The 20,378-nt window shown below is 57.0% G+C and carries 22 protein-coding genes; 17 read left to right on the forward strand and 5 right to left on the reverse strand.

What is annotated here, in order from left to right:
- Window positions 1-168 precede the first annotated feature (168 nt).
- Entirely contained in the window at window positions 169-1,113 is a 945-nt protein-coding gene (gene rluC, locus VF684_RS06775) for a 23S rRNA pseudouridine(955/2504/2580) synthase RluC (protein WP_005351815.1), read from the forward strand.
- Window positions 1,113-1,775, forward strand: a complete 663-nt coding sequence (locus VF684_RS06780; protein ID WP_139441372.1) for an HAD-IA family hydrolase — start codon at window positions 1,113-1,115, stop codon at window positions 1,773-1,775. The genes rluC and VF684_RS06780 overlap by 1 nt, the downstream gene beginning before the upstream one ends.
- Before the next feature lie 100 nt (window positions 1,776-1,875).
- Here the strand turns inward: VF684_RS06780 and VF684_RS06785 are convergent, their stop codons facing one another.
- Window positions 1,876-2,457 carry a Maf family protein gene (locus tag VF684_RS06785; RefSeq protein WP_139441371.1) on the reverse strand — a complete coding sequence of 194 codons (582 nt, stop codon included), beginning with the start codon at window positions 2,455-2,457 and terminating at the stop codon, window positions 1,876-1,878.
- Between the two features lie 118 nt (window positions 2,458-2,575).
- On the opposite strand from VF684_RS06785, the gene yceD reads away from it, so the two are divergent.
- The 15 genes from yceD to VF684_RS06860 all read left to right on the forward strand — a co-directional run bounded on the left by yceD (window position 2,576) and on the right by VF684_RS06860 (window position 14,758).
- Window positions 2,576-3,097: a 23S rRNA accumulation protein YceD gene (gene yceD / locus VF684_RS06790; protein WP_005345553.1), complete on the forward strand. Its 522-nt coding sequence runs from the start codon at window positions 2,576-2,578 to the stop codon at window positions 3,095-3,097.
- Window positions 3,098-3,116: 19 nt separating this feature from the next.
- Window positions 3,117-3,284, forward strand: a complete 168-nt coding sequence (gene rpmF, locus VF684_RS06795) for a 50S ribosomal protein L32 (protein WP_005300935.1) — start codon at window positions 3,117-3,119, stop codon at window positions 3,282-3,284.
- Window positions 3,285-3,293: 9 nt separating this feature from the next.
- Window positions 3,294-4,313, forward strand: coding sequence for a phosphate acyltransferase PlsX (gene plsX, locus VF684_RS06800; protein ID WP_139441370.1), 1,020 nt, complete (start codon window positions 3,294-3,296; stop codon window positions 4,311-4,313).
- Window positions 4,314-4,320: 7 nt separating this feature from the next.
- Window positions 4,321-5,280, forward strand: coding sequence for a beta-ketoacyl-ACP synthase III (locus tag VF684_RS06805; RefSeq protein WP_139441369.1), 960 nt, complete (start codon window positions 4,321-4,323; stop codon window positions 5,278-5,280).
- Between the two features lie 71 nt (window positions 5,281-5,351).
- On the forward strand, window positions 5,352-6,287 hold the full coding sequence (gene fabD, locus VF684_RS06810) for an ACP S-malonyltransferase (protein WP_005333161.1): 936 nt from the start codon (window positions 5,352-5,354) through the stop codon (window positions 6,285-6,287).
- A gap of 13 nt (window positions 6,288-6,300) precedes the next feature.
- Window positions 6,301-7,035 carry a 3-oxoacyl-ACP reductase FabG gene (gene fabG, locus VF684_RS06815; protein ID WP_005333159.1) on the forward strand — a complete coding sequence of 245 codons (735 nt, stop codon included), beginning with the start codon at window positions 6,301-6,303 and terminating at the stop codon, window positions 7,033-7,035.
- Between the two features lie 158 nt (window positions 7,036-7,193).
- Entirely contained in the window at window positions 7,194-7,430 is a 237-nt protein-coding gene (gene acpP, locus VF684_RS06820; RefSeq protein WP_005300909.1) for an acyl carrier protein, read from the forward strand.
- Between the two features lie 82 nt (window positions 7,431-7,512).
- A complete protein-coding gene (gene fabF, locus VF684_RS06825) occupies window positions 7,513-8,754 on the forward strand; it encodes a beta-ketoacyl-ACP synthase II (protein ID WP_005360452.1) in 1,242 nt (413 codons plus the stop codon).
- Between the two features lie 68 nt (window positions 8,755-8,822).
- Window positions 8,823-9,629, forward strand: a complete 807-nt coding sequence (gene pabC, locus VF684_RS06830; RefSeq protein ID WP_139441368.1) for an aminodeoxychorismate lyase — start codon at window positions 8,823-8,825, stop codon at window positions 9,627-9,629.
- The gene (gene mltG / locus VF684_RS06835; RefSeq protein ID WP_005333156.1) at window positions 9,619-10,620 is read left to right on the forward strand and encodes an endolytic transglycosylase MltG; all 1,002 of its coding nucleotides are present in this window, start codon (window positions 9,619-9,621) and stop codon (window positions 10,618-10,620) included. Before pabC ends, mltG begins: the two co-directional genes overlap by 11 nt.
- Complete coding sequence (gene tmk, locus VF684_RS06840) at window positions 10,620-11,261, forward strand: dTMP kinase (protein WP_201914733.1); 642 nt, start codon at window positions 10,620-10,622, stop codon at window positions 11,259-11,261. The genes mltG and tmk overlap by 1 nt, the downstream gene beginning before the upstream one ends.
- Window positions 11,246-12,193 (forward strand): DNA polymerase III subunit delta', encoded by a 948-nt coding sequence (holB, locus tag VF684_RS06845; RefSeq protein ID WP_440173998.1) that lies wholly within the window; start codon window positions 11,246-11,248, stop codon window positions 12,191-12,193. The genes tmk and holB overlap by 16 nt, the downstream gene beginning before the upstream one ends.
- Window positions 12,194-12,218: 25 nt before the next feature.
- Window positions 12,219-12,998: a TatD family hydrolase gene (locus VF684_RS06850; protein WP_139441365.1), complete on the forward strand. Its 780-nt coding sequence runs from the start codon at window positions 12,219-12,221 to the stop codon at window positions 12,996-12,998.
- A 285-nt stretch (window positions 12,999-13,283) separates the two neighbouring features.
- Window positions 13,284-14,312, forward strand: a complete 1,029-nt coding sequence (locus VF684_RS06855; RefSeq protein WP_139441364.1) for a site-specific integrase — start codon at window positions 13,284-13,286, stop codon at window positions 14,310-14,312.
- Between the two features lie 161 nt (window positions 14,313-14,473).
- Window positions 14,474-14,758, forward strand: a complete 285-nt coding sequence (locus tag VF684_RS06860; protein ID WP_041235150.1) for a RepB family protein — start codon at window positions 14,474-14,476, stop codon at window positions 14,756-14,758.
- 226 nt (window positions 14,759-14,984) lie between these two features.
- Here the strand turns inward: VF684_RS06860 and rsmF are convergent, their stop codons facing one another.
- From rsmF to VF684_RS06880, 4 genes are all read right to left on the reverse strand, one after another.
- Window positions 14,985-16,415, reverse strand: coding sequence for a 16S rRNA (cytosine(1407)-C(5))-methyltransferase RsmF (gene rsmF / locus VF684_RS06865; protein WP_201914726.1), 1,431 nt, complete (start codon window positions 16,413-16,415; stop codon window positions 14,985-14,987).
- Window positions 16,416-16,548: 133 nt separating this feature from the next.
- Window positions 16,549-19,101, reverse strand: a complete 2,553-nt coding sequence (locus tag VF684_RS06870) for an MlaD family protein (protein WP_139441362.1) — start codon at window positions 19,099-19,101, stop codon at window positions 16,549-16,551.
- A 55-nt stretch (window positions 19,102-19,156) separates the two neighbouring features.
- The gene (locus VF684_RS06875) at window positions 19,157-19,759 is read right to left on the reverse strand and encodes a paraquat-inducible protein A (protein WP_005333132.1); all 603 of its coding nucleotides are present in this window, start codon (window positions 19,757-19,759) and stop codon (window positions 19,157-19,159) included.
- Window positions 19,743-20,369: a paraquat-inducible protein A gene (locus tag VF684_RS06880; protein ID WP_005333129.1), complete on the reverse strand. Its 627-nt coding sequence runs from the start codon at window positions 20,367-20,369 to the stop codon at window positions 19,743-19,745. Before VF684_RS06880 ends, VF684_RS06875 begins: the two co-directional genes overlap by 17 nt.
- Window positions 20,370-20,378: the final 9 nt, after the last annotated feature.

A 20,378-nucleotide genomic window follows, 5' to 3' on the forward strand; every position in this document is an offset into this window, starting at 1 on the left:
ACACGGTGTTTCGGGATTGGGTGGCATACTTTTTGGCCACTTAGTACAAGGCTTGAACACAATGACAAAACCTTGTTTATTATCCCATTTAAACCTCTTTTATAGCAAGGCGCCATTTTTCAACAAACCATGCAGCCAAGGGGCGCTGGCAGTGTTAAAATCTGCGCCATGACACAGATACAACAACAAGTGCAGCTGCTCACCATCGAAGCTGAGCATGACGGGCAGCGCATCGACAATTTTCTCAAGACTCAGCTAAAGGGCGTCCCCAAGAGCCTGATCTATCGCATCCTTCGTAAAGGCGAAGTGCGAGTAAACAAAAAGCGCATCAAACCGGAGTACAAACTCTGCGCAGGTGACGAGGTACGGGTGCCCCCCGTGCGCGTTGCCGAGAAGAATGAGCTGCCTTCGGCAAACCTCGGGGTTATCCAGCGTCTGGAGAGCCAGATCCTGTTCGAAGACGATGCCATGATCGTGCTGAACAAGCCCTCCGGCATGGCAGTACACGGTGGCAGCGGTCTGAGCTTTGGCGTGATTGAAGGGCTGCGCGCCCTGCGTCCGGAAGCCCGCTTCCTCGAACTGGTTCATCGACTGGATCGCGACACCTCTGGTGTATTGCTGGTTGCCAAAAAACGCAGCGCCCTGCGCAGCTTACATGAGCAGTTGCGGGTCAAGACCATGCGCAAGCAGTATCTGGCGCTGGTGCGTGGTAAATGGCAGGCTCACGTCAAGGTGGTCAATGCGCCGCTGCGCAAAAACGATTTGCAGTCAGGCGAACGGGTTGTGCGGGTCAGTGCCGATGGCAAGCCCTCCGAAACCCGGTTCCGTATCGTGCGTCAATTTGCCGAAGCGACTCTGGTCGAATGTAGCCCGATCACCGGTCGAACTCACCAGATCCGCGTGCACACCCTGCATGCCGGTCATCCGATCGCCTGTGACGATAAGTACGGTGAAGCAGCGTTTGACGAGAAAATGCGCAGCCAAGGTCTGAAACGGCTCTTTTTGCATGCCTGGAAGCTCAGCTTCACCCATCCGGCCGATGGTCGCGAAATGCAGGTAGAAGCGCCGCTCGCTCCTGAGCTCGACAACTTCCTCAACGGCTTGCCACGCTGATGCAAGATATCCGGCTCGCCATTTTCGATTGGGACGGTACTCTGATGGATTCGGTGGGCAGGATTGTTGCCTGTGTGCAGGGGGCTGCCAGAGATTGTGAGCTGGCGGTACCTGCGCCAGCCCAGATCCGGCAGATCATCGGATTGAGCCTCGATGTCGCCATGTCCCGCCTGTTCCCTTTGCGTAGCGACAGTGGCACCGCCATTGATGAGCGCCAGATTGCCATGCTCATCGATCGCTATCGTCATCACTATCTGCACGACACCACCCCCAGCCCGCTGTTTTCTGGGGCAGGGGAGCTGCTGCATGACTGGCAGTCACGGGGGCTGCAACTGGCCGTCGCTACTGGCAAATCGCGCCGTGGGCTGGCTCGGGTATTGGATGAGACCGGGCTGCACCCGTTGTTTGTGACCAGTCGTGGGGCCGATGAGGCTCGCTCCAAGCCTGATCCGCTGATGCTTGAGCAGATCCTGGACGAGCTGGGGCTGTCACCCCGGCAGGCCGTCATGATCGGCGACTCTGTTCACGATATGGCGATGGCCGAGGCAATTGCCATGCCGCGCATTGGCGTTACTTGGGGTGTAGATAGTCGGGATGCCCTCAGTCGTCACGGACCTGTGGCGGTGGTGGACTCCATGACGGCTCTTCGCGTGCTGTTATAGACGCCTCTCTTTAAGAGACATCGATCTGATTGATAACAGAAGCCCAGTCTATTGACCGGGCTTTTTATATTCTCGTTCTAGCTTATCTATTCGTCCGCAATCAGGGCAGGGCAATACCGTGGCGCTCCAGCAGCTCGATCAGGCCGATCAGTGGCAGACCGATCAATGCGTTAGGGTCGCGCCCCTCCAGCCCCTTGAACAGAACGATCCCCATCCCTTCACATTTGAAGCTGCCCGCACAATCTAGGGGCAATTCTGCCTCTACATAGCGGCGAATGGCGGCTTCATCGAGGTTACGAAAATGGACGGTGAAAGGTTCCACCAGTTGATGAGCCTCACCGGTTGCGGCATTTACCACGCACAGGCCGGTATAGAAGGTGACGCTGCGACCTTGAGCCGCCATCAGCTGGGCGATGGCATTGTCGATGGTGCCCGGTTTGCCGAGGATGCGTCCATCGCAGACACACACCTGATCAGATCCGATGATCAAGCCGTGATCACGATGTCGGGCGATGGCATCAGCCTTGGCACGAGCCAGTCTGGCCACCAGCGCCTCGGCGGATTCGCCAGCCAGCGGGCGTTCATCCACATCGGGGGCGGCACATTCAAAGGGGAGGCCGAGCTTCTCCAGCAGGGCTTTGCGATAGCGAGAAGTTGAGGCGAGGATCAGATTCTGTGGCATAATCAGGTACCGATGAAAGCGAGTACCGGCATTCTAGGGACTTGTGACGTTAAAATCATCGGCGGTAAGGACTTTTTCCTTTGACTATCAGTTGTTGGACCTATATTATTCGCGCCCTATGCAAAAGGTGAAGTTGCCCGTTAAGGTTGATCCAGTCCGTAGTGCCTTGAAGCTGCTCGATTACATCGGGATAGTGGAAAAGTCGCAGATGCCCAGGCTGGAGGAATCAACCGCTGGCTTGCAGAGTGATATCGAGGTATCACTGCACTTTGGCAAAGATGTCCAGAAGTTGACCGTTATGAAAGGCACTGCCCATGCCAAGGTTGATCTGGTTTGCCAACGTTGCGGAGAGACATTCGAACACCTCTGTGAAGCTGAATTTATCTACACTCCGCTGTTCGAAAGAACAAACGAGGAAGAACTGCCGGAAGCTTATGAGCCCATTGAGTTGGACGAAAACGGCGAGATAGATCTTCATCAAATCCTGGAGGATGAACTCATCCTCTCGTTGCCTCAAGTCGCAATGCATTCTCTGGATGCCTGCCCGAGAGGAAACATGGAGATGACCTGGGGTGAAATCGAACCTGCTGATGAGCGGCCGAATCCCTTTGCAGTTCTTGAAGAGCTTAAACGTAAGTGAATTTAGGAGTTAGCCTACAATGGCCGTACAACAGAACCGTAAAACCCGTGCCAAGCGTGGCATGCGTCGTTCCCACGATGCGCTGACCACAGCTGCCCTGACTGTTGATCAGACCAGTGGCGAAATTCATCGTCGTCACCACGTGACTGCCGATGGTTTCTACCGCGGTAAAAAGGTAATCGCTTAAGGATTGCCTTTGTCTACGCAAACTGTCGCGCTAGACATCATGGGGGGAGATATTGGCCCCTCGGAAACAGTGCCTGCCGCCGTGCAGGCACTGTCTCTTTTACCCCAGCTAAAACTGATCCTGGTCGGCGACCAGCACCAGACCTCTTCTTTGCTGCAGCAACATGGCTTGCTGAATCATCCCCGAGTCCGTTTCGTACATGCATCCCAGGTGGTTGGCATGGGCGATAAACCGATCGTGGCGCTGCGTACTCTGAAAGACTCCTCCATGCGGGTGGTACTCAATCTGGTGAAAGCCGGTGAGGCCGATGCCTGCGTCAGTGCCGGCAATACCGGTGCGTTGATGGCGATGGCCAAGTGCGTGCTCAAATCCCTACCCGGGGTAGACAGACCCGCCCTCATCAAGGCGTTGCCAACATTGAGTGGCAAACGCACCGTGATGCTGGATCTCGGCGCCAATGTCAGTTGCGATGCGGATACCTTGCTGCAGTTTGCCGTGATGGGCTCTGTCGTGGCCGAAAAGGTAGAAGGCATTGCATCACCCCGTGTTGCCTTGCTCAACATCGGCGAGGAGGAGATCAAGGGCAACGATCTGGTGCGCCACAGCGCCGAATTGTTGCGTCAGTGCCACGCGCTCAATTATGTCGGGTTCGTCGAAGGGGATCGCATCTTCAGCGGCGACAGCGACGTGATCGTCTGCGACGGTTTTGTCGGCAATGTCGCCCTCAAGACGGCAGAAGGGGTGGTGCGGATGATGGCCCACCTGGCCGGATATCCCCGCAAGAAACGCACTTTTCTTGGCCGAATCGCCGGATTTATGTTCAAACGGCGTTTTTCTTACCTGAACCCCGACCAGTATAACGGGGCAAGTCTGTTAGGATTGCGCGGCATTGTGGTAAAAAGTCATGGGCGGGCCGAACGGCGCGCTCTGTGTAATGCGATCCTGCTGGCCGCACAAGAGGCCAAACATCAACTTCCACTGCAAATAGCAGATCGCCTTGAAGCTGTCTTCTCTGACAGGGATCTATAAGAACTCTATGCATAGCAAAATTCTGGGTACTGGCAGCTACCTGCCGAGTTCAGTGCGTACCAACGCCGATCTCGAGCAGATGGTTGAGACCAGTGATGAGTGGATCGTGGAACGCACCGGTATCCGTGAGCGCCGCATTGCCGGGGCTGACGAAACCGTTGCCACCCTCTCTTGCCAGGCCGCCCTGCGGGCCCTGGAAGCAGCCGGTCTGACCGCTGCCGATCTCGATATGATAGTGCTGGCCACCACCAGTGCTGAAAATGCCTTCCCGGCTGCTGCCTGCGAGCTGCAGGGGCTGCTCGGCGTACCGGGCATTCCTGCCTTTGACGTGGCTGCTGCCTGTGCCGGTTTCACCTACGCACTCTCTATTGCCGATCAGTTCGTCAAATCTGGTGCCGCCCGCCATGTGCTGGTCGTTGGGGCCGATGTGCTCTCCCGCATGTGCGATCCGCAAGATCGCGGCACCATCATCCTGTTTGGTGATGGGGCAGGGGCTGTGATTGTCGGTGCCAGCGAGACGCCGGGCATCCTCTCTACCCATCTCCATGCCGATGGCCGTTATGGCGAGCTGCTCAAGCTGCCGCACCCTCGCCGCGGCATGCCGGGTGCCGAGCTCGAAGCCTACATGTATATGAAGGGCAACGATGTCTTCAAGGTCGCGGTCACCCGTCTGAGCGAGATCGTCACCGAAACGTTGGCCGCTGCTGGCATCGAGCCGAGCAAGCTGGACTGGCTGGTGCCGCATCAAGCCAACTTCCGCATCATCAGTGCCACCGCCAAGAAGCTGGGTATGAGCCTCGATAAAGTGGTGCTGACCCTCGACAAGCACGGCAATACCTCTGCCGCTTCCGTTCCGGTTGCCTTCGACGAAGGGGTGCGAGATGGCCGGATCAAACCGGGTCAGCTGGTACTGCTGGAGGCCTTTGGCGGCGGTTTTGCCTGGGGCTCGGCGCTGGTTCGCCTTTGATCTTCGGCGGGATGGTGTTTCCATCATCCCGTCACCGATTTCATTTTTGTCTTATCTAAAAGGAATCAATGATGACCCAATTTGCCATTGCCTTCCCGGGACAAGGTTCCCAGTCCGTTGGCATGCTGGCCGAGCTGGCCGAACAACATGCCGTGATCAAGGAGACCTTCGCCGAGGCGAGTCAGGTGCTGGGTTATGACCTGTTTGCCCTGGTGATGGATGGTCCGGTTGAAGATCTGAACAAAACCTGGCGCACTCAGCCTGCGCTGCTGACGGCCTCTGTCGCCCTGTGGCGCCTGTGGCAACAGCAGGGTGGGGCAACTCCTGCCATGATGGCGGGTCACAGCCTGGGTGAGTACTCCGCGCTGGTTTGCAGCGGCGCACTCGATTTTGCCGATGCGGTCAAACTGGTCGAGTTGCGTGGTCTGGCCATGCAGGAAGCGGTACCGGAAGGCACCGGCGCCATGGCGGCTATCATCGGTCTGGATAACGAATCCATCGCAGCCAACTGCGAAAAAGCGGCACAAGGGCAGGTGGTCTCTCCGGTCAACTTCAACTCCCCGGGCCAAGTAGTTATCGCCGGTCACAAAGAGGCCGTTGAGCGTGCCAACGTGTTGATGAAAGAGTCGGGCGCCAAGCGTGCGCTGCCGCTACCGGTCTCCGTGCCGTCTCACTGCGCGCTGATGAAACCTGCCGCAGAAAAACTAGCAGCTGCGCTGGACGGGATCGAGATCAAGGTTCCAACCATCGCTGTCATCAATAATGTCGACGTATCCTGTGAACAGGATCCGGCCGCCATCAAGCAAGCACTGGTACGTCAGCTGTTCAGCCCGGTTCGTTGGACCGAGACTGTCGAGCGGATGGCCAATGAGGGCGTTACCCTCGAGATCGAGATGGGACCGGGCAAAGTGTTGACCGGGCTCGCCAAGCGCATCGACAAGCGCGTGGAAGGTATTCACGCCAACGATGCCGCCTCTTTCGAGCAGGCGCTGGCCCAGATCAAGTAAACAGGAGCAAGTGATGAGCTTTACCGATAAGGTTGTGTTGGTGACCGGTGCCAGTCGTGGCATCGGCCGTGCGATTGCCGAAACATTCGTGGCCCGTGGCGCGAAAGTGGTCGGTACGGCGACCAGCGAGAGCGGTGCCGAGGCGATCAGCGCCTATCTGGGCGAGAATGGTTGCGGCATGGCACTGAACGTGACCAGCCAGGAATCCATCGAAGCCGTCTTCGCCGCCATCAAGGCGCGCTTTGGCGACATCGACATCCTGATCAACAACGCGGGTATCACCCGTGACAACCTGTTGATGCGGATGAAAGATGACGAGTGGAACGAGATCATCGATACCAATCTGACCTCGCTTTACCGTCTGAGCAAACCGGTGTTGCGTGCCATGATGAAGAAACGTCACGGTCGCATCATCAGCATTGGCTCCGTGGTGGGAACCATGGGCAATGCCGGTCAGGTCAACTATGCTGCCGCCAAGGCCGGTCTGGTTGGTTTTACCAAATCGTTGGCGCGGGAAGTGGCATCCCGTGGTATCACAGTGAACGCGGTTGCCCCCGGTTTCATCGAAACCGACATGACCCGTGCCCTGAATGACGATCAACGTGCCGGCATCATGAGTCAGGTGCCTGCCGCCCGTTTGGGTGATCCAAAAGAAATTGCCGCAGCTGTGGTATTCTTGGCTTCTGATGAAGCAGCCTATATCACCGGCGAAACCCTGCATGTTAATGGCGGGATGTACATGGTGTAATCAATTTGTCGTAAGATCTGTTCAAATTTGCGATAGTACGCCGAAGTTTGGCACATTTCGTGGTTTGACCAGCGGCAAGCTACTTGCAAACTCACGTCAATTGAATAAACTACCCCAACCAGACGCAAATAGCGTATTTTTAAAGGAAAATTCAGGTCATGAGCAACATCGAAGAACGCGTAAAGAAAATCATCATCGAACAACTGGGTGTTAAAGAGGAAGACGTTAAGAACGCTGCCTCCTTCGTCGACGACCTGGGCGCTGACTCTTTGGATACCGTTGAACTGGTAATGGCGCTGGAAGAAGAATTCGATACCGAAATTCCTGATGAAGAAGCCGAGAAGATCACCACTGTTCAAGCGGCTATCGACTACATCACCGCTAATCAGGAATAAGTTCCTGTTCTGAAAGAAGCGGCCCAAGGGCCGCTTCTTTTGTATTTGTTCCCTTTCAAAACACCTCTCGGAGACTACCTCAGTGTCAAAACGCAGAGTCGTGGTGACCGGCTTGGGGATGCTTTCCCCGGTGGGTAACACTGCCGAATCCAGCTGGCAAGCACTGCTCAACGGGCAGAGCGGCATTTCCCTTATCGAACATTTTGATGCCAGCGAGTTTGCAACCCGCTTCGCTGGCCTGGTCAAGGATTTCGATCCCGAGCAGTACGGTATCAACCGTAAAGACGCTCGCAAGATGGATCTCTTCATTCAATACGGCATCGCGGCCGGTATGCAGGCGCTGGATGATTCCGGCCTGACCATCAATGAAGAGAATGCCGAGCGTGTCGGCGTGGCGATTGGCTCCGGTATCGGTGGTCTGGGTCTGATTGAACAGAACCACGAAAGCTTGGTCAACGGAGGCCCGCGCAAGATCAGTCCCTTCTTCGTTCCGTCCACCATCATCAATATGGTGTCCGGTCATCTTTCCATCATGAAAGGTCTGCAAGGGCCGAACATCGCCGTGACTACCGCCTGTACCACTGGTACCCATGCCATCGGTATGGCTGGCCGGATGATCGCTTACGGTGATGCCGATGTGATGGTCGCTGGCGGTGCCGAGAAAGCCTCCACCGCTATGGGAATGGGTGGGTTTGCTGCCGCCAAGGCACTCTCCAACCGCAACGACGAGCCGCAAAAAGCGAGCCGTCCGTGGGATAAGGATCGCGACGGTTTCGTACTGGGTGACGGTGCCGGTGTACTGGTGCTGGAAGAGTACGAACACGCCAAGGCCCGTGGCGCCAAGATCTACGCTGAGCTGGTCGGTTTTGGCATGAGCGGTGACGCGTACCACATGACTGCGCCTCCCGCTGATGGTAACGGTGGCGCCCGCGCCATGAAAAACGCCATCAAGGATGCAGGCATTGCCCCCGAGCAGATTGGTTACATCAACGCGCACGGTACCTCCACCCCGCTGGGTGATGTGGCCGAGCTGCGTGGCATGAAGTCGGTGTTTGGTGAGCACGCCAAATCCCTGATGGTCAGCTCCACCAAATCCATGACCGGTCACCTGTTGGGCGCCGCCGGTGCCATCGAGGCGATCATCACTGTGTTGGCCCTGCGTGATCAGGTGGCTCCGCCCACCATCAACCTGGACAACCCGGATGATGAGTGCGATCTGGATCTGGTACCCCATGTGGCCAAACCAGGCAGCTTTGAATACGCCCTCTCCAACTCGTTTGGTTTTGGCGGCACCAATGGCTCACTGATCTTCAAACGCGTATAATTTGCCGCAGGGCAAAGACACAGGCCCGATACTGCCGGTATCGGGCCTTTTTTATCGGAGGGATCCCTTTGCTTATCAATGGTATGAAGCTTGATACCATCTCGGCCCATGATCGGGGGCTGGCCTATGGTGACGGTCATTTCACCACCATGGCGGTCAGGGAGGGTCGCGTGTTGCAGTGGCCTGCCCATCTGGCACGGTTGCAGCTGGCCAACAACCGGCTGGGATTGGTTGAACCGGACTGGGATCTCTTGACCCAGGAGGTTGAAGAGATGGTGGCCGACCAGCCACAATGCGTGGCCAAGGTGATCCTGACCCGCGGCGAGGGGGGGCGGGGCTATGATGGCAGCGGATGTCAACACACAACCCGGATTGTCACTCTGGCGCCATTTCCCACTCACTATGGCCAGTGGCAACAGGAGGGGATCGAGATGGTGGTGTGCCGCCAGCGGATCGGCGATGCGCCCATGCTGGCCGGGCTTAAAACCTTGAATCGTCTGGAGCAGGTATTGCTGAAAAGCGAACTTGTCAGCCGAAATGCAGTCGAAGGGATAGTGCTTAACAGTCGCGGTTTTCTGATTGAAGGGGTCAGTGCCAATCTGTTTTGGCGTCGGGGCAAGACGGTGTTTACGCCCGATCTCGCCCGCGGTGGTGTCGATGGCATCATGCGCCGCCAGGTGATGGCGATGCTGAAACAGATGAGTATTGAGTTGCGCGTGGTAGAGGCTCCGCTGGAGTCACTATGGCAGGCGGAAGAGGTGTGGCTCACCAATACCTTGATGGGGATCGTGCCGGTCAATGGCATCGAGGATATTCACTATCCCCCAGCGGTATTGAGTCGCCGTTTACAGGAGCGTTTGGTCATTGAAGTTTAATCGGCTTTACACCCTGCTCGCGGGGGCGGCACTGACGGTAGCCGCTGCCGGGGGCTATGTACATTACAAATGGCAACAGGTAGAGACGCTCACCAACAAGGGGCCGACCCGGCTCTTTACGGTGGAGAAGGGCGCCCATGCGGCGCGTCTCATCGCCGAACTGGGGGAGGGGGAAACCAGCCCCTGGGCGGTGCGGCTCTGGCTGCGCAGCCATCCCGAACTGGTGGCCATCAAATCGGGCACCTATGAAATTAAGGAAGGTGCCCCTCTCAAGGAGACCCTCTCTCTGTTCGCATCGGGCAAGGAGTTTCACTTCAGCCTCACCTTCGTCGAAGGTTCCCGTTTCGAGGATTGGCAGAAGCAGCTCTCCAGCGCCCCATACCTTGAGCGATTGACCGTCGAGCAATCCGAAGCCGACCTGGCGCAGGAGCTCGGCATCGAGAATGGCAAGCTGGAGGGGTGGTTCCTGCCGGAAACCTATGCCTATACCACCCATGCCAGCGATCTCTCGATACTGCGTCGCGCCCATCAGGATATGGAGACTTTCCTGCAGCAGAGCTGGGAGAAACGTCAGGCCAACCTGCCTTACAAGACCCCCTATGAGGCGTTAATCATGGCCTCCATCATCGAGAAGGAGACCGGCCAGCCGGACGAGCGGGCGCAGATCGCCTCGGTGTTTGTTAATCGTCTGCGTCTGGGCATGAAGTTGCAAACCGATCCCACCGTTATTTACGGGGTGAAAGATCGCTACGATGGCAACATTCGCCGCAGCGATCTGACCGACAAGAATCCCTACAACACCTATGTGATCGACGGTCTGCCGCCCACGCCTATCGCCATGCCGGGCAAGGCATCCATCGAAGCTGCGCTTAACCCCAAATCGACCGACTATCTCTACTTTGTCGCCAAGGGGGGCGGTGCCCACTATTTCTCCAAGACCCTCGATGAACACAATCGGGCGGTTCGTGAATACATATTGAAGAAACCCTAATGTCTAAATTTATTGTGATCGAAGGATTGGAAGGGGCAGGGAAGAGCTCGGCCGTGCGTTATGTGACCGACTATCTGCAGCGCCATGGCATCAACCGGATCGAGTGCACCCGCGAGCCGGGTGGTACGCCGCTAGCCGAGCGGATGCGGGCCATCGTCAAAGAGGTGCACGACGAGCGCCTCACCATCGAGGCGGAACTGCTGCTGATGTATGCCTCCCGGGTACAACTGGTGGAGACCCGCATCAAGCCGGCACTGGCCGACGGTGTCTGGGTGGTGGGAGATCGCCACGATCTCTCCTCCCAGGCCTATCAGGGTGGCGGCCGTGGTATCGATGCCCAGCTTATCGGTGCCATCAAGCAGGCGGTGCTCGGCAACTTCAAGCCGGATCTCACCCTCTATCTCGATATCGATCCTGCCCTTGGCTTGCAGCGCGCTCGCCATCGCGGCGAGCTGGATCGCATCGAACTGGAGCAACTGAGCTTCTTCGAGCGTACCCGAACTCGTTATCTCGAACTGGCCGCCAAGGATGATTCCATTGTGGTGATCGATGCGGCGCGAACGCCGGAACAGGTCAAAACGTCCATTGAGTGTGCATTGGATCACTATCTGTCGAACGAGCCGCTATGCATCCCTGGCTGATCCCCGACTGGCATGCCCTGAGCCAGACGGCCCAGTCCGGTCGTCTCGGCCACGCCTGGTTGTTGCTAGGAGATCCCGGTCTTGGCAAGGAGCAACTGGCCGAGCGGCTGGCGCGTTTACACCTTTGCCAGCAACCGGATCGCGGAGAGCCGTGCGGTCAGTGCCACTCCTGCCAGCTGTTTGACAAGGGTAACCACCCGGATCTCGGCACCATAACTCGCGACAGCAAGACCATCGGGGTCGAGGCCATTCGCGAGATCTGCACCCGGCTGCAGGGCTCTGCCCAGCTCGGCCGTGGCAAGGTGGTGATCATTCCTGATGCGGAGCGGATGACCGAATCGGCGGCAAATGCCCTGCTGAAAACCCTGGAAGAGCCGGCCGGCGACAGCTTGCTGTTGCTGATCGCTTCCCAGGTTTCCCGGTTGCTTCCCACCATTCTCAGTCGCTGTCACAAACATGTCTGTCAGTTGCCTGCGGAAGGGGAGACAGTACGCTGGTTGGCCGAGCAGGGTCATCAGGCCACTCTGGCTCAGGTGCGGATCTGTCAGGGGGCCCCGCTGCGGGTACTCGACTATATCGAGCAACAACAGGACGGGACTCGCCGCGAATTGCTGGAGCAGTTTGTCGCCCTGAGTCAAATTCCGGTCAAGGCGACGGCATTGTGCAGCCAGCTTGGTCAGGAGACGCAGGTCAGGTTGCACTGGTTGCAGCTCTTCTTGTGCGATGCCCTGAAAACCCAGGCCGGATGTGGTCACCATCAGCTGGCAATGCCTGATCTGGCCATCTTGAGTCAACGTTTGGCGGAGCAGCACTCCAGCGAAAAACTGCTGGAGGCAGAACAAGATCTGGTTGCCCTGAAAGCGGCATGCCAGCCGGGTCAGCTCTCCAATCCCACCATCCATCTGATGAACTGGCTCAGTCGCTGGTTATAAGTACCGACAAGCAGAAAGGTTTTATATGTTACTCGTTGATTCCCACTGTCATCTCGATCGCCTCAGCTATGGCAGCAAGCAGACCAGCATGGCTGATGTACTGGCCAAGGCCGCGAAACTGGACGTGGGATATTTTCTCTGTGTCAGTGTGACTCAGGCACAGTTCCCGACCATGCTCGAGGCGATCGCTCCCTATCCCCAGGTGTTTGCCTCCTGCGGGGTACACCCGCTCAATCAGGAACCCGGTGTCGATGCCGAGTTGCTGCTCAAGCAAGCTGCCGATCCACGTGTGGTGGCCATCGGTGAGACCGGTCTCGATTACTTTTACTCGCCCGAGAACAAGGAAGTTCAGCAAGCCTCTTTCCGCGAACATATCCGGGTTGCGCGCGCGTTGAACAAGCCGCTGATCATCCATACCCGCGATGCCCAGCAAGATACCTTGCAGATCATGCGCGAAGAGGGCGCTGATCAGGTTGGCGGTGTGCTGCACTGCTTCACCGAATCCCTCGAAATGGCGCAAGCTGCGATGGCGATGGGGTTCTATATCTCCATCTCCGGGATCGCCACCTTCAAAAATGCGTCTGCATTGCAAGAGGTGGTCAAGGCACTTCCCCTCGACAGATTGCTGGTCGAAACCGACTCGCCCTATCTTGCCCCCGTGCCGCATCGAGGGAGGGAGAACGAACCCGCCTTTGTGCGAGACGTTGCGCAGTTTATTGCCGATCTGCGTCATATTCCGCTTAATGAATTGGCAGAAGCCACCAGCCGGAATTTCTTTGAACTATTCAAACTGGCGAAACAATAACACAGAAGCCCCGTTGCTCGGGGCTTATATATTTCAAATACCAAGCTGATTACCCATCTGAATATCAACACCGAGATACGTTATCTCTCACTTATTCCTGCCAATTTTACTTTTTCGTTTCTGCCAAACTGGGTTGAATGATATTCCTATGTTTCCTTTATTCAGCGTGGTCAAAGGGTATTAAAACAAGATGTTCTAAGTATCGATAATATTCATTATCGATACTTGATGTATGGGAAGGATCCTGTAAGATCCTCTCAAACTTCATATGAATCATAGAGTTCCGTGGCATATCCAACCTTGTCCAATCCAGTTCATCAGTCACTGCAGACTGTTTTCGATGCCCAGCTAAATAGCCGAGCACGACGCTTTTTACGCAGTGCAAAAGCGGATTCCACCCTCAATGCCTATCAGGCGGATACCCGTATTTTTGTCTTCTGGTGCCAATTGCACGGGCTGGATCCGCTACAAACAACCCATCATGACATCATGAACTTTCTCGCTGATCAGGCTGACGGCGTATTGGCCGACTGGGTATGGTTGGATAAAGAGGAGGGGAAAGGGGAGTTGCGTAATGGCGAGCCTCGAAAACCGGCAACCCTGGTGAGACGGCTGGCGGGGATCCGTTATGCCTTCAAGCAGAAAGGCATTCATCCCATGCCCACCGAGCATCCTGAAATCAAGGAGATGATGCGCGGCATTGTCAGGTTGGGGGATAACCGCAAGCGCAAAACCGGTGCCCTGACGCTGCAACCATTGACCCAGGTGCTGGATGGCATCGACACCGGTGATCTGGCTGGCTTGCGTGATCACACCCTGCTGCTCTTGATGTTCAGTGGCGCCTTGCGCCGCTCGGAAGCAGCCCGAATTGAGGTGAGCGATCTCGATTTTGTGGGGCAGGGGATCCGCCTTCGCCTCAAACCGAGCAAGCATCAGCTGCATGAAACCGAGATAGCCCTGATCCCGGGCAAACACTATTGCCCCGTGTCGGCACTGAAAAAATGGCTACACAAAAGCCGGATCAGCGAGGGACCGCTATTTCGGCGCATGAACCGCTGGGGTCAACTGATGGCCGAACCACTCGGCCCCCAGGGCATCAATCTGATGATCAAACGCCGAACCGCCCAAACCATCGACGATCTTTACGTCAGTGGCCATAGCCTGCGCCGCGGTTTTATCACCTCGGCGGTAACAGCCGGCAAACCGATGAACAAGATCATTGAGGTGACGCGCCACAAGGATATGCGAACCCTGCAGGAGTACTTCGATGACGCCCATAAATTCTCCGATCATGCCCTTGATGGCTTGCTTTGACACAACTGCGCTACTGCATTTTTTATGTTAAATGATATCTTGTTGATCTGATGATATATTTGCCGTGCAGCCAGCAGCCCAAGGTGGAAGGGGCATCTTCCAATGGATAATGGCATGTGATGAGAGATAACAAACTCGGAAACGTAATATCGCAAGGACATATGAGCCAAGAAATGACAGTGCGTGAAGAGCAAGAGGCGGGGCCCCAAAACAATGCCGAGCGGCAGCGCCAACATGTAAAACGCAAGCAGGAGACCCATACCCGGCTGCAATGCTGGATCAGCAATCGCCACGCCGAACGATTGGCCGCACTAGGTCTTCATCTCGAAGACAGTCAGGCATCACTCATCGAGCAGGCGATCGATCTGCTCTACCAACATGAGCTGGGTAGAGAACCTCCGTTTGAAAACAGAGTCGCCACACAGGTCGAAGAGACCGTTGAATAGACACAAGAGTGAAGTAACAGCGATACGTGAAGAGATAAAAAAAGCCAGGTACGAATTCCTTGTACCTGGCATAGGGGAATTGGCTCCTTGCAGAGCCGTGCGCTAACTGGTGTTCGGATTGCCTTAAGCTTAGACAAGGCTCAAGGCTTTTCAAGATCCGAAGAAAAGTTCAACCAGAGTGTGGGTATTTCAGACTCGTTCAAGTGCTTATGCACCGAACAACCCACTAGGCATTGAACAGATTGTTGTCACGCACCAGCTCGCGGGGGAGGGCATTCTTGACCCGACTCCCCACCCATTTCCCCATGCCTAGGGTATGCCCCTGATAGCGGACGATCACCTCGCCAGTGCCAGCATCCTGTTCTGGCCAGACATCCCGCCCCATCATGAATTCCCGCGCATTGGCGCTATCCAGCTCGACCACGCCCTTGCTCGCTTTATCGCCATAGGCCAATGCCCACTCATGAGTGAGGCGATAACCTTTCTTGAAGGTTTCGGCCAACTTGATGCCGATGCGATCGAAACGCAACTTGCCCTGCACCTGATCAAACCGCTGGGGGAAGAGCCAGATCTCGTCATTGCGGCCAAACAGCAGACCCTGTGGTGCCACCCCGAAGTTGGCTTCGATCTCGCGCAACATGGGTTCCGCCTCTTTGGCAGGAAGCGGCGCAAAGGGGAATTTACCCAGCTTGCCCGGCTTGAACATGGTGTTGGGAACCGAGTGATGCTTGCGCAATCTGGCGACGAAAAAGCCTTCACTGTCGAAGATCTGGGGCCAAACGTGCAGGTATCCTTCGGATGTGCAGGCCTGCTCTGCATGAGGGAACAGGTCTGCCAGCGAGTCAAAACTCAAAGCATCGCCAAACTTGTCCAGCAGGGATTGGCAGACCGCTTGGTTCTCCTGCTCACTCAAGGTGCAAGTGGAGTAGACCAGTACGCCACCCGGTTTCAAGGCATGGAAGGCACTCTCCAGCAGCCCCTGCTGCACCGCCGCGATCTCGTCGATGCTCTCGATACTCCAGTTGCGCAGTGCATCTTCATCCTTGCGAACCGTACCTTCACCGGAGCAGGGGGCGTCGAGCAGGATGGCATCGAAGGTCTCCGGCAACCACTGGCCAAATACCTTGGCATCAAAATGGGTCATCCCCACATTGGTCACGCCGCAGCGCTGGATATTGGCGCTAAGCACTTTCAACCGGCTGCTGGAAAACTCGTTGGCAACCAGCATTCCCTGATTGTTCATCAGGGCCGCGATCTGGGTGGTCTTGGAGCCGGGGGCCGCCGCCGCATCCAGCAACATGCCATCCGCTTTGATCTTGTCGCTGGCAAAGAGTGCCGTCACCGGCAGCATGGAGCTCGCTTCCTGAATGTAGAAGAGCCCGCTCAAATGCTCGGCGGTGTTGCCAAGTGGGACGGTTTCATCGCTGCGGGTCAGCCAGAAGCCGGTATCACACCAGGGGACAGGGTCAAGCTGCCAACCCAGTGGCTCCATCAGGGCGACGAAATCCGAGACGGCGATCTTCAAGGTATTGACCCGAATGCTGCGGCGCAGCGGACGTCGACAACTGGCCACAAACTCATCCATCGAGAGATGGGCCGGCATGATGGCCGCAATGTGGCGTAAAAAGTAATCGGGAAGGAAGGTGTTGTCGTGCACTGTGCCGTCTCGTTGACCGAAAAAGAGGGGCGATATCCTACCACAAGGCTAAGAATATTCTGAATCTGAACCCTATCAACAGGCACCGGAATATAAAAAAGCCCGGCACTGTGCCGGGCTTAAAGGGAAGAGATCAGGGCTGGATACGCGGACTCCACTCCAGCCACTCTTTCTCGGCCTTGCCGTAGAGCGGATAGCTGTGTCCTGCCTTGACGGTTGGACCCATCTCTTTCTCCGGCGTATTGAAAGCAATGCCGCCAGCCAGCAGGCTCTGTACTGTCTCCACTTCGATGGTGCCGCCAGTCAGGCCGATATCCGCCTTGACCCCGGAGACATTCCAGAAACGGGAGTTGGCCCGCACCAAATGGGCATACTCCTGATCGACGTTAACGTCGATCACCACCTCGCTACCATCCCGAGCCAGTGCCACCTTGGTGACACTGCCCACCACCATCTTGCGAAACAGTAGCGGGCTGCCGACGCTCAGGCCATTGACGGAGGGGCTCTTGAGGGTCAGGGCCAGACCCAGAGGACCGGTCTGACTCAAAGGGAAACGATCTTTGCCAGCGCCTTTACCGGGTTGTGCTTCTACAAACGCCCCCTTGATCAGGGTGTCGAGGTGAGCGACACCGCCCAGCCCCAGCTTGGCCTGCACCAGAGTAAAGCGGGCGCCGGACTGCAGGAAACGCTCGGCGTAGTGGCCATCGAGTTCCGCCTTGAAGATCACCTGACCCAGTGACGGCTCCAGCTCGATCTCTTCAATTTTGCCGATATCGACACCGCGATAGCGGATCGGGCTGCCAATCCCGAGCCCCGGGTTACTCTCTGCCACCAGTGACAGTTGGCGCACCTTGGCCTTGGCTTGCTCCCTGGAATCGAACAGTTGATGGCTGCTGCGGCCATTGGCCAACCGATCAAACTCGATGGCACCGCGCAGCAGGGTACCGAGGTTGCCCACCTTGACCTGCACCCCATCGACCCGCACCTTGGTGTCGATGGCCGGTTTTTTCCAGAACTGGGGTTGTTGGGCGAGGAGGGGAGCATAGACCCCATCAATCTCGAGTTCGATCTCGACCCCCTCTTTGGCGGCGCGCAGCTGTTTCACCTTGCCCGCTTCCAATCCCAGATAGAGCACAGGCGAACCAATGCCAATGCCATCGGCCTGATCTGCCTTGAGCAACCAGCGCTGGGGCTTGGCATCACGGGTACCGAGCAGTGCCAGCTCCTGACTCGGGTAGAGACGGTTAATCCGCTCGCCACTGCTGGCTTGTACCAGCTTGATCCCGCCTCCCAACCAGGCACTGGCCGGACTGGTTTCTACTTTGATGCCGCTCAGATCGGCATCGATCTGCAACGGGGCGGCGCGATAGAAGCGGGCACGGTTGAGCAGATGGCCATAGTTCGGCGCCATCACCAGCTCGACGCTGGCATTGCCGCGCGCATCCAGGGTGAGCTGGCTGATGCGGCCCACCTGCAATCCCTTGTACCAGACAGGTGCATCCTGATTGAGCCCCGCCAGATCGTCAGCCTGCAGCGTCACTTTGGTGCCGCTCTGGGGGGCGCGATCGGTCAGGGTCATCTTCTGTGCCGGTTTGCCCACCACATAGTCGAGACGAATGGCAGGGCCTGAGAGCAGGCGATCTGCATGCTGCACGCCGGTCGCGGAGAGGGAGACGCTCTCCCACACCAGTTGACTCTTGTCGGTAATGCGATAAGCCTGCTCCGGGTTGATCAGCGCTGTGACCATCCGGCCTTTATCGGTAAGCCGAATGGGGTCGATACGACCGATCTCGATCCCCTCATAGAGGATGGGCATCCCCTCCTTGACCGGAAGATCGCCAGCCGCAATGTCGATACGCGCACCGCGTGCCGCTTCCGCCAGCCCTTTATAGAGGACGAAGGTCTGTCCCTTCTCAGGTTCCGGTGAATCTTTGGGTGAATCAAAGGCAATGCCGCCGCTCAGAATGGAGGTGAGGCTGCCAGCCTCCACGCTCACCCCGGCCAGACTGAAGGAGCCCTTGATGCCACTAATGTTCCAGAAGCGGGTATCAGCTTTGACCAGATGTTCGAAACGCGGCTCGATCACCAGATCCAGAATGACGTTCTGGTTGTCCTGACCCAGACGGGTATTGATGACGCTGCCCACCTCGATACCGCGGAAATAGAGCTTGGCGCCAATCCCAACCGAACCCAGCGAATCGGCGGTCAGGTGCAGCATGCGCCCCTGAGCCTGATAGCCGGGAGGAGGGCCCTCCAGTGCATCGAAGGTCTCCTCCAGCGGATTGCTTTCACGCCCCGGTTGCAGGTTGATGTAGTTGCCGGAGACCAGGGTATCGAGGCCGGAGATCTCGGTGAGCGACGCCTTGGGGCTCACCAGCCAGAAGTCGGATCCCTTGCGGATAAGCGGTCTGGCACGGCTGTCAATCTTGGCCATCACCGCAATCTTGCGGCCATCTTCAGCCAGCTCCAGCTCTTGCACCACGCCGATGGCCACCCCCTGATAACGAACCTGGGTTTTACCCGGCAAGATGCCGTTGCCCTGGGCGAAGTTGATCTGGATAAGCTGGCCACGGCTCAATACCTGCTGATAGAGAAAGCCACCTGCCAGCAGCAGGGCTATCAGGGGTAACAGCCAGACCGGCGATAACCAGCGGCGCTTTTCGATGACGGGTTCAGCCCCGATCATAGTGACTCCTTATTGGCTGGATTAAACAGCGCATCAGACAAAAACAGAGAAATCATTAACGGGCCGCCTTGTCCCACAGTAAACGGGTATCGAGCATGCGGGCCGACATCATGGTCAGCACTACCACACCGGCAAAGGCGGTGGCTCCGGGGCCTGCGCGGACACTCAGCAGCACACCCCGATCGACCAGTGCCACCATCAGCGAAATCACGAACAAGTCCAGCATCGACCAGCGACCGATAAAATCGATCACCCGATACATCACCAGTTGGCGCTTGCGCCGCACCGGTTTGGCCCGCTGCAACTGCCAGCAGATCCAGCCCAGCCCCAATATTTTTCCCACTGGCACCAGTATGCTGGCGGTGAGAACTATGGTGGCAATCCCGCTCATTTTGCTGCGATAGAGCATCATGATACCGCTGAAGATGGTATCTGACTGCAGTAACCCCTTGTTGTAGAAATGGGTAATGGGCAACAGATTGGCAGGCAACAACATGAAGGTGGCGAGCGCCAGCAAGCCCCACGACCAGGCGAGGGAGCGGGGAATGCGCACCTGCAATTTGCTGCTGCAACGGGGGCAGACTGCCCCGGCTTGATAGCGCACCAGCAGACCGCAGGTATGGCAGCGGCAGAGCCCCATCTCACGGGCGCTGGTCATGTTCCGGCTCCTTTAACGGGATCCGCGCCCAGTAGGGGGCGGGGTCAAACAGGATCAGCAGGGTCATGTTGAGCAGCATCAGAATACCGAGACTGAGCAAGCCGCCACCGAGGCGCACATCGGCGATGTCGATCAGTTTGAACAGGGCAACCAGCAGGCTGACGATATAGACCTCCAGCATGGCCCAGTGGCGAAACACCTCGACCAGCTTCAAGGTGACGGGAAGAATGTGCCAACGTTTGGCCAGACCCGAAGCCAGCGCAAAGATCCCCGCCAACAACCCCACTGGCGCCAACACCGCGCACCAGAGCACCAGGCTGGCTACCCACCATTCACCTTCGCCAAACAGCACCAAGATACCGCGCAGCAGGTCGGCGTCGGTGTTGACCCCAGCCAGCCGCAGATAGATGAGGGGTTCGAAAAAGGCGGAGGGCAGCAGCAGAAAACCGGTAATGGTCAGGGCCATCAACTGGGAAGGACGAAAGGCATAACGGCCATAGAGATGTTGGTGACAACGCGGGCAGTGGGCATGGCGACGCAACGGCAGTGCTTTGCGCTGGATCAGCAAGTCGCACGCCGGACAGACAATTACGGAACCGGGCTCCATCATACAATTCAA

Source organism: Aeromonas sp. Lyrl_2, assembly GCF_051948815.1.
Lineage (GTDB): Bacteria > Pseudomonadota > Gammaproteobacteria > Enterobacterales > Aeromonadaceae > Aeromonas > Aeromonas veronii.